This is a genomic window from Actinomadura sp. KC06 (assembly GCF_004348735.1).
Lineage (GTDB): Bacteria > Actinomycetota > Actinomycetes > Streptosporangiales > Streptosporangiaceae > Spirillospora.
In genome coordinates this window covers 62,725-72,712 of sequence record NZ_SMKT01000020.1, presented here as the reverse complement: position 1 = coordinate 72,712, position 9,988 = coordinate 62,725, and the positions used below count along the sequence as shown (strand labels likewise).

Here is a 9,988-nt window from a genome sequence, read left to right as displayed (position 1 = left end):
GAGTCTTACCGCGTAGGCGGCCAGGCGGGTTGTGAGGCGGCGGGCGTTGGTGTCGTGCCAGTCCGCACGGCGGGCCGGCAAGGCGTAGCAGGGGGTGCCGTCGCTGATCAGGTCCTCGATGCCCGGCAGGCCGAGCGACTCGGAGGCGAAGTCGTACAGGGGGACGAGGCGCGGGACGATGATGCCGTAATCGAGGGCGCGCGGGAGCCGGCCCTCGGCGGCGACCAGGTCTTCGACTCGCAGGCCGCGCAGCGGGTAGAGCTCGGGGAACGCGCGGCGGAGGTCGAGGAAGAACCCGACCGTCCTGCCGCGGGGGTCGCCGAGGATGTGGCCGAGGGGCGCGAAGGGGCCTAGGGCGAGGCGGGGGCGCGCGACCAGCGCGTGCGCGTAGAGGACGCGGACGAGCGCGACGTTCATCATGAAGCGCTCGGCGGGGAGTTCTGGCAGCGCGAGCGTGGCGTTCCGCAGGTAGCCGGTGACGACGCTGGCGTTGTGGGCGCGGTACCAGGCGGCGGGCGACGGCCTGGCGAGGAACTCGCTCCACAGTTGGACGCTGCGCGCGGAGGGCTCGCCGGAGTGGCCGTCGGCCAGCAGCAAGGCCTCGGTCTTGTCGCGCAGGAGACCGTCGTTGACGGCGCGCCACCACGGGCTGCCCGGCGGGTTGGCGGTGGGCGGGTTCAGCACGCCGCGGGCGATCTCCCAGCGGAGGAAGCTCAGTTCGGCGCGGCCGTAGGGGAACCGGTTCCCGGTGTAGAAGCCGGCGGCGAGCCGGAGCCGTGCCGCCGCGCCGTCCGCGATCCGCCGGACCCGCGTGGCGGCCGCGTTCGCCGCGTCGATCATGCCTGGCCTCCCGGAGCCCTTTCCGCCCTGCCTTCACCCGCGGACGCGTCCCGGCCGCGGGTGAAGCCTCTAAGATGAAAGCCGGGGGTGGTGGACGTGGGCAAGCACAACAAGCCGGCGACGCGGGCCTGCCCCGGCTGCAACGGGACGGGCACGAGCACCGCCAGCGGCGAGAAGTGCAACGTCTGCCGCGGTACGGGACGTATCTGACATCGCACGCCGCCGGGTGCTCAGCGTATGCGAAGGCCGAGGTCGCTCAGGCCGGATACCGCGCGGAGTGTGCCGGGACGCAGGCGGGCCATGGCTTCGGACGTGGCGTCGTCCGCCGGCAGGTAGGCGACGAGGACCTGGTCGTCGCTGACCGGCAGGTCGAGGGTCTCGTACGCCAGCCGCAGCTCGCCCACGTCGGGGTGGACGAACCGTTCGACGCCGGAGCGGCGCGGCAGCCGCGGTGGGGCCTTGGTGCGCTCGGTGAACGGCGCGCCGGCGGTGACGGTCAGCTCGTCGGCGAGCCCGGCGAGATGCCGGTTGCCTGCGGGGAAGGCGGCTCGCAGGCCGGCCACGCGTTCGTCGGCTATGCGGTCCCAATCGGGGTAGACGGATTTGGCCCGCGGGTGGGTGAAGACGTAGCGGACGAGGTTCGGCGGGTCCCCGTCGAGGAGACCGACCGGGCCGGCGAGGTGTTCGTAGCCGCCCGTCCGGGCGAGGACGTCGCCGAGCATGTTGACGACGATGGCGGGGGTCGGATCGAGGCCTTCGAGCAGCATCCGGACGGTCGGGCGCACGGAGTCGGCGGGCGGCCTCGGGCAGCATTCCCCGTCGTCGGACTTGGACAGGATGCGCAGATGGACGCGTTCGTCCGGGGCCATCCGGAGGGCGTCGGCGAGCGCGCCGAGGACCGCGGGCGACGGATGGCGGTCGCGGCCCTGCTCGAGCCGCGCCAGGTATTCGACGCTGAGCCCGGCGAGTGTCGCGAGCTCGGAGCGGCGCAGGCCCGGCGTCCGGCGGCGTCCCCCTTCGGGCAGCCCGACCTGCGCGGGCGTGACGGCCTCGCGGCACGCGCGCAGGAAACCGCCTAGCTGGTTGTCGCTCACATTCGCAACGTACCAAGCGCCCCGCACCCGGATCGTGGCCCTGTCAGTGCCTGTCTAACCGCGGTCTCCCTCGTGGACGCTCTCCCGGCCAGCGTGGAAGCACCGACCACGAAGGAGCACACGAATGGCACTCAAACTCGTCGTCATCGTCGCCAGCGTCAGGGAAGGCCGGTACGGACCCCACTTCGCGAACTGGTTCGCAGAGCGCGCGCGGGGGCACGGGTCGTTCGACGTGGACGTCATCGATCTCGCCGACGTGGACTTGCCGGCGGCCCTCCCGGCGGGTCCGGAGCAGTTCGAGGCGGGCGATGGCCGTACCCCCGCTATGGCGGACCTCACCCGGAGGCTGGGCGGCGCGGACGCGTTCGTCGTCGTGACGCCCGAGTACAACCACAGCTATCCGGCGTCCATCAAGCACCTCATCGACTGGCACCAGTCCGAGTGGCACGCCAAGCCCGTCGGGTTCGTCTCCTACGGCGGGAGGGGCGGCGGGCTGCGCGCGGTCGAGCACCTCCGGCAGGTGTTCACCGAGACGCACTCCGTGCTGGTCCGCGACCAGATCAGCTTCGACCAGCACTGGGAGCGCCTCGGCGCGGACGGGAGCCTCCTCGACGCGGACGGCCCCGACGCCGCCGCGAAGACGCTCCTGGACCAGCTGGACTGGTGGGCGTCCGTCCTTCATGACGCGCGCTGCGACATGCCGTACACGGCGGCCTAGAGTCCGGGCCGGGCGCCGAACGCGTCCGGCGGGCGGCACGCGGGTGAAGATCGTGAAGCGGGGGGACGGGGACGCCTCCGAGATGGTTGAATCTCGTCCCATGTGGCACTCGTCACAACGATCTTCCCCGTGGCGGCAGCGGTATCAATCGGGTGTTCCCGACGAATTGAACATTCCGGACATTCCCGTTACGCGGCTTCTCGACGATGCCGCGGAGCGGTATCCGCGGCGGCCCGCGCTCATCTTCTCCGGCCGCCGGATCACCTACCGGGAACTGCGCGCGGCCGTGGACCGGTTCGCCGACGGCCTTCACCGGCTCGGCGTCCAGCCCGGCGACCGGGTGGCGCTGATCCTGCCGAACTGCCCGCAGCAGGTCATCGCGTTCTACGGGGTGCTGCGCCGCGGCGCGATCGCGGTGCAGCACAATCCGCTGTACACCGAGGAGGAGATGCTCCACCAGCTCGCGGACTCCGGCGCCCGCGCCGCCGTCGTGCTGGATCGTTCCTACGCGACGGTGCGCGCGGTCCGCGCCGAGCTCAAGCTCGAGCACATCATCGTGACGTCGCTGGCCGACTTCCTGCCAGCGGCCCAGCGGATCGGGCTGCGGCTGCCGCTGGCGAAGGCGCGGCGGCAGCGGGCGGCCATCACCGCGGACGTGCCGGACGATCCCGGCGTCGTCCCCTTCAGGGAAATGCAGCGGAAGCCGCGGGGAATCGTGCGGCAATTGGAGATCGAGCCGTCACGGCAACTCGCGGCCATTCAGTACACGGGCGGGACAGAAGGGCGCCCCAAGGGCGCGATGCTCACGCACCGGAATCTCGTCGCCAACGCCTGCCAGCAGCACGCGTGGGACCGTGAGAGCCGTCCGGGCGAGGACGTGACGCTGGCGGTCCTGCCGCAGTTCCACTCGTTCGGGTTGATGAGCTGCCTCGTCGCGCCGGTGATGTCGGCCGGGGCCGTGGTGCTGCTCCCGCGTTTCGACGCCGACCGCGTGCTCGGCGCGATCCGCAAGTACCGTCCGACCATCTTCCCCGGGGTGCCGACGCTGTACGAGCAATTGCTCGACAGCCCGCGGTTCCTGCCGTCCGATCTGAATTCGCTGCGCGTCTTCATCTCCGGGGCGATGGGCCTCACGCAGAGCACCATCGACCGGCTCGAACGGGTAGGCGCCAAAGGGCTGATCAACTGCTATGGGCTGACGGAGGCGTCCCCGGCCGTCAGCGCCAACCCGCTGGGCGGCGGGGCGCGGAACCTGAGCGTCGGACTGCCGCTCCCCTTGACCGAAGCCGTCATCGTCGACCAGGACGAGCCGACGAGGGTCCTGCCGCCGGGCGAGCCTGGCGAACTGGTCGTCCGCGGGCCGCAGGTGTTCGCCGGGTACTGGAACGCGCCGCTCGCCACCGCGCAGGCCCTGTCGAAGGGGTGGCTCCGCACGGGCGACATCGCGGTGATGGACGAGGACGGCTTCTTCACGATCCTGGAACGCCAGCGCGACATGATCAAGGTCAGCGGTTTCAGCGTCTTCCCGACGGAGGTGGAGAGGATTCTGCGCCGCCATCCGGCGGTGCACGATTGCGCGGTGGTGGGCGTGCCGGACGCACGGCGCGGGGAACGCATCATCGCGCACGTGGTGGAGCACCCCGCCTACCTTTTTTCGGCGGACGAACTGCGGCGGCACTGCGAACGCTACCTTTCGCACTACAAAGTGCCCGCGGAATTCCGTCCGCGGACGGAACTGCCGCGCAACGTCCTGGGAAAGGTCGTCCGGCGGCGGCTCCGCGACGAGATCGTCAACTCCCCCGCCTAGCGCCCCCCGATCGCCCGGACGGGCGCTGAACCAGTGGCCAACTCATGCGCGTGGGCGAGAACGTCCCGTGCCGGGTGGTTGACTGTGCGAGTGCACACCGAGACCGTCCAGCCGGGGTTGTTCGACCGGCTCGTTGAGATCGGGCGTGACTCGGCGGCCGTCGTCACGTCTGCGCCTTCCATAGAGGCGGAGCCCGAAACGCTGTACGACCGGCACGGTGTGCTGGTGGTGCGCGTCGGTGACCTGGCGGTGAAGGCGCACCAGGCCGACCGTGAACATGGGGCGCCGTTCCTCGAACGGATACGGCTGGCGGCGACCGTTCCGGATGTTCTGGTCGCTCCGCTGGGCCCGCCGCTCGACGTTGACGGACGGACGGTCACGGTCTACCCCTACGGCGAGCCAGTGGATCCGCAGCAGAACCTGCCCTGGGAGGAGGGTGCGCGCCTTCTGGCGGCCCTCCATTCCACGACGGTTCTTGCAGAGGCGCCGTCTTGGGGGCGTCCCGCACGCGTGGCGCGCCGGGTCTCGGAACTGGGGCACGGCCCTGCCCAGGACGAAGTACGGCGTGCGTTCGCCACCCTTCCCGCCTGGATACGCGGCGACGGCGACGGGACTCCTGAAACGCCTGGAACGGCGGAGTGCCTCATCCACGGGGACTGGCACCTGGGCCAGATGGTCCGCACACAGGACCGACGGTGGCGGCTCATCGATATCGAAGACCTCGGCAGAGGCGACCCCGCCTGGGACCTCGCGCGTCCGGCCGCGCTCTATTCGGCGGGAGTCCTGGACCCCGCCGAGTGGGGTCGCTTCCTGGGCGCGTACCAGGAGGCGGGCGGCCCGGCCGTACCGGCGGAGGGCGACCCCTGGACGGCCCTGGACGTGCCCGCGCGAAGTCTTGCGATCCAGATCGCCGCCACGTGCGTCATATCCGCGGAAAGGGAGGACCGGCCGCTCGACGGGCCGGAGCAGGCGATGGTCGACGCCTGCGGAAGAATATCGGCGGCGGGGGACGCGGCATGACGTGGCGCGAAACCTGCCCTACATTTAGCCTCTACCTGGGGATCCATACTGGAAGGAAGACAAGGCGATGCACTGCCCTAAGTGTCGTGGCGTGATGCGGACCTACACCCGCAGCGGAGTCCACATCGAGCAATGTGACAGCTGTCGGGGCATCTTCCTCGACTACGGCGAACTCGAGGCCCTGGCGCAGATGGAGTCGCAGTACCGGGGGGCGGCGCCTCCGCCCGCCGCGGCGCCCGGCTGGGGAGCCCCTGCGGCGTCGGTGCACCACCATCACCATGGCCCGCGCCACCACCGCCCCCACGGCGGGAGCGTCTTTCACATGCTCTTCACCACCTGAGCGGCTCCGCGCGAGCCGATCAGGCGGAGGTTTGGCACGGCCCGCCACCTAGGGACGCCTAGGGGCGGGCCGCGCATTTACAGCCGCTCTACAGCGGAGCGCGTCTACAGGCGCGGGTCGACGGGCTCGGACTCCAAGGCCAGGACGGCGAAAACCGCCTGGTGGACGCGCCACAGCGGTTCGCCCCCGGTGAGCCTGTCGAGCGCCTCGACGCCCAGTGCGTGCTCCCGCATCGCGAGTGAGCGCTTGCGGCCGAGCGACCTGCCGCGCAGCCGGTCGAGGTTCTCCGGCTCGCTGTAGTCGGGGCCGTAGATGATGCGCAGATATTCGGGGCCCCGGCATTTGACGCCAGGCTGGATCCGCCTGTCCTCCGGGAACGGCCCCAGCGGCTTGACGACCATGCCCTCGCCGCCCGCGGCGGTGAGCTTCTCCCACCATTCGGTGACGGCGGCCTCCGATTCCGGCGAGTTCAGGTCGACGGTCACCGAATCCGTCCGCTGGACGAAACCGCTCGGGTCATACTCTGCGAGCCGTCCGGCCATGGACATGTGCCATTCGTGGTCGCGTGCGACGGCCCAGGAGCGGCCCTCCCCGGCGAGGATCTGGAACGGCGCGAGACGCAGTCCGGTGAGGCCGTCGACCGTCCAGCAGTAGCGCGCGTAGGCGTCGCGGAAGCGGGACGCGTTGACGGCACGCCGGTCGAGGCGTTCCTTAAGGCCACCGACGTCGAGACCACGTCCCTCTGCGCGCGCGAGAAGTTCGGACGCCATCGGCAAGGCCGCGCGTGCGGCCGCACCCGTCGTGGCGTACTGCGTGCGGATGAGGTCCATGGCTTTGGCCGACCACGGCAGCAGTTCGCTGTCGATGACGAGCCATCCCGTGTCGAGTTCGTCCCAGAGCCCTGCGGCGCCTATGGCGGAACGGAGCAGGTCCAGTACCTCGGCCGTGCGCGAGGGGTCGCGGAAGAAGGAACGTCCGGTGCGGGTGTAGACGGCACCGGTCGTTCCGTCGTTCACGCCGAAGCGGTCTGCGGCGATCGACGCGTCGCGGCAGACGACGACGATGGCCCGCGAGCCCATGTGCTTCTCTTCGCACACCACGCGGTCGATTCCCTTGTCCCGGTACGCGGCGAGTGCCTCGGCGGGATGTTCCAGGTATCCGGGCAGCGGCGACGTCTCTGCCGGAGCCATGGTGGGCGGCAGGTAGACGAGCCAGCGCGGGTCCACCGCGAACCGGCTCATCACCTCCAGCGCGGCCAGCCCGTTCTCCTCGCGGACGGCGACGCGGCCCATCAGGCGGGTCTCGACGCCCTGCGCGCCGAGCACGTCCTCGATCTTCAGGACCTCGTCCTCCCGGTGGCCGCCCGCGCCCGCACCGGTGCCGGTCGGCGCGTCCAGGGGGCGTGCGGGCTCGTACCAGACCTGCCGGGCCGGAACGGAGACCAGCTCACGCTCGGGATAGCGCAGCGCGGTCAGTTTCCCGCCGAACACCGCGCCGGTGTCGAGGCAGATCGTGTTGTTGACCCATTCCGCTTCGGGGACGGGCGTGTGCCCGTACACGACCGTGGCCTTCCCCCGGTAGTCGCGCGCCCACGGGTACCGCACGGGCAGGCCGTACTCGTCGGTCTCGCCCGTGGTGTCGCCGTAGAGCGCGAACGACCGGACACGGCCGGACGCACGCCCGTGGTACTCCTCTTTCAGCCCGGCGTGGGCCACGACCAGGCGACCGCCGTCCAGGACGTAGTGGGCGATGAGGCCGTCCATGAAACGCAGTGCTTCGTCGCGGAATTCGTCCGGTACCGCGGAGAGCTGTTCCAGGGACTCGGCGAGCCCGTGCGCTACGCGTACCTTGCGTCCGCGTAGCGCGCGGACGAGTTTCGCCTCGTGGTTGCCCGAGACGCAGAGCGCGTCACCGGCGGCCACCATGCCCATCACCAGGCGCAGCACGCCCGGCGAATCCGGTCCGCGGTCGACGAGGTCGCCGACGAAGACGGCCGTGCGCCCGCCGGGATGGTTCGCGCCGGCGGCGAGCCCTTGCGCGTCGCGCTCGATTTCGTAGCCGAGGACGGTGAGAAGGTCCTCCAGTTCGGCGCGGCAGCCGTGCACGTCGCCGACGATGTCGAACGGCCCGGTCAGCTCCCGCCTGTCGTTCCACGCCCTCTCGTACGCGACGGTCGCGGCGTCGATCTCCTCGACGCCGCCCAGCACGTGGACGCGGCGGAACTCGCGCGCCAGCGACCGCATCCCGCGCCTCAGCTCGCGCCGCTGGCGCGGGATCACATGCGGAGGCAGGTTCCGGTCCGGGCGGGCGGCGTTGCGCTCGGCAGCGACGCTCTCAGGGACGTCCAGCACGATCGCGACGGACATCACGTCGTGGTCCTTGGCGATCTTCAGCAGCGACTGCCGCGCCGCGCTCTGCACGTTGGTGGCGTCCACCACGGTCAGCAGGCCGCGCCGCAGCCGCTTGGCGACGATGTAGTGCAGCAGGTCGAACGCGTCGCCGGTCGCGGACTGGTCGTTCTCGTCGTCCGACACGACGCCGCGGCAGTGGTCGGACGAGATCACCTGCGTCGGCTTGAAGTGCTTGCGCGCGAAGTACGACTTCCCCGAACCGGTCACGCCGACCAGCACGACGAGGCCCATCTCCGGGACCTTGATCTCGGTCATCGGGTGAACACCCCCATCTGCGTAGGCGCGCCGACCTCGGGATCGTCGTCGCCCACGGGAACGTGCCGGACGCGGTAGCCGTGGACGGCGGCGACCCTGCCGGCCCACTCACGGAACTCGGCGCGCGTCCATTCGAAGCGGTGGTCGGGGTGGCGCATCGCTCCCGGTGCCAGGCCCTCGTAGCGGACGTTGTGCTCGGAGTTCGGCGTCGTCACCACCACGACGCGCGGCTTGGCGTGCCCGAACACGACCCGTTCCACGGCGCCGAGACGCGGCGGGTCGATGTGCTCGATGACCTCCATGAGCACGGCCGCCTCGTAATCGCGGAATCGCTCGTCGGCGTAGGTGAGCGCGCCCTGGAAGACGTCCTTGACGCGGTCGTTCGCGCGGCGGGGCTGGTCCCAGCGGAGCCGCCGCCAGGCGTGGCTGAGAGCGCGGTGCGACACGTCCGTCCCGGAGATCTCGCTGAAGAAATCGTCCTTGGCTAGGTGCGAGAGCAGTTTCCCGGAGCCGCAGCCAAGGTCGATGACGCGCCTGGCGTTTTCGTCGCGCAGTGCTTGCACGACCGACTGGAGACGGCGTTCCGCAAGGGAAACGGGCTGTTCCTTCGAGGGCGGCTGGTCTTCGCCGTCCTCGGCGGTGGGCGGCTCCTCCTCCACCTGCGCCGGGTCGAGCGCCTCCTCGGTCGCGTCCTCGGCGTCGGCGAGACGGCCCAGCGCCGTCCGGACGAGACCGCGCCGGTTGGCCAGATACCGGCGGGTGATGGTCCCCCGGTCGGGGTGCGTGGCCAGCCAGCCCTCCCCGGCGCGGATGAGCTTGTCCACCTCGTCCGGCGCCATCCAGTAGTGCTTGGCGTCGTCCAGTACGGGCAGCAGCACGTAGAGCTGGTTGAGGGCGTCGGCGAGCCGCAGCGTCCCGGTCAGCGTGAGCGTCACGTACCGGGAGTCGCCCCATTCACCGAATTCCGGGTCGAGCGGGACGGGGACGGCCGACACGTCCCAGCCCAGTGGCGCGAAGAAGCGCTCCGCCTGCCCAGGGCCACCGCGGCACGGGAGCGCCGGCAGGACGACCTCAAGCGGAATCGGCGTCTCCGCCAGTCCGGGACGCAGGTCGCAGCGTCCTCGCATGGCGGTGCGGAACACGTTCGCCATCGCTGACGCCAGCAGGGACGAAGCCGCGTACGGGCGGTCGTTGACGTACTGACCCAGGGAGAAGTCCGGTGTGCCTCTGCCACGCGTGCGCACGAGCTTGACCGGGTCGACGTCCAGCAGCAGCGCCGCCGTGCAGCGGGCCTCGTCCGCGTCGGGGTAGAAGACGTGCGCCGTGCCGAAGGACTGCTCGAACGCCTGCACCCTTCCGGGATGCTTGTGCAGGAGGAATCCCAGGTCGGTCGCCTGGCTCAGGGTCGTCGTGATCGTCAGAAGCACGAGGACAAGTCTGGCGGACCAGCCCGAACGCACCACATTCATTTTTCCGGCCGGACGGCGGGAAAAGGATTTGCGG

Annotated in this window: 8 protein-coding genes; 4 read left to right on the top strand and 4 right to left on the bottom strand. The window is 70.7% G+C overall.

All coding sequences use genetic code 11. From position 1 onward, the window contains the following. On the bottom strand, nt 1-840 hold an 840-nt coding region (locus E1287_RS09815; protein WP_131964545.1), incomplete at its 3' end, for a hypothetical protein. A gap of 230 nt (nt 841-1,070) precedes the next feature. Then, nucleotides 1,071-1,934, bottom strand: a complete 864-nt coding sequence (locus tag E1287_RS09810) for a helix-turn-helix transcriptional regulator (RefSeq protein WP_131964544.1) — start codon at nt 1,932-1,934, stop codon at nt 1,071-1,073. A gap of 124 nt (nt 1,935-2,058) precedes the next feature. On the opposite strand from E1287_RS09810, the gene E1287_RS09805 reads away from it, so the two are divergent. The 4 genes from E1287_RS09805 (at nt 2,059) to E1287_RS09790 (ending at nt 5,819) form a co-directional block, all read left to right on the top strand. Continuing rightward, entirely contained in the window at nt 2,059-2,652 is a 594-nt protein-coding gene (locus tag E1287_RS09805) for an NAD(P)H-dependent oxidoreductase (protein ID WP_131964543.1), read from the top strand. Between the two features lie 166 nt (nt 2,653-2,818). Continuing rightward, nucleotides 2,819-4,459, top strand: coding sequence for an AMP-binding protein (locus E1287_RS09800; protein WP_243718800.1), 1,641 nt, complete (start codon nt 2,819-2,821; stop codon nt 4,457-4,459). 90 nt (nt 4,460-4,549) lie between these two features. Then, a complete protein-coding gene (locus E1287_RS09795; RefSeq protein ID WP_243718798.1) occupies nt 4,550-5,479 on the top strand; it encodes a phosphotransferase in 930 nt (309 codons plus the stop codon). A gap of 67 nt (nt 5,480-5,546) precedes the next feature. Then, complete coding sequence (locus E1287_RS09790; protein WP_131964541.1) at nt 5,547-5,819, top strand: zf-TFIIB domain-containing protein; 273 nt, start codon at nt 5,547-5,549, stop codon at nt 5,817-5,819. Nucleotides 5,820-5,923: 104 nt separating this feature from the next. On the opposite strand, the gene E1287_RS09785 is transcribed toward E1287_RS09790, so the two are convergent. Both E1287_RS09785 and E1287_RS09780 read right to left on the bottom strand, forming a co-directional pair. Next, a complete protein-coding gene (locus tag E1287_RS09785; RefSeq protein ID WP_131964540.1) occupies nt 5,924-8,485 on the bottom strand; it encodes a polynucleotide kinase-phosphatase in 2,562 nt (853 codons plus the stop codon). Next, a complete protein-coding gene (locus E1287_RS09780; RefSeq protein ID WP_131964539.1) occupies nt 8,482-9,912 on the bottom strand; it encodes a 3' terminal RNA ribose 2'-O-methyltransferase Hen1 in 1,431 nt (476 codons plus the stop codon). The genes E1287_RS09785 and E1287_RS09780 overlap by 4 nt, the downstream gene beginning before the upstream one ends. Nucleotides 9,913-9,988 lie beyond the last annotated feature (76 nt).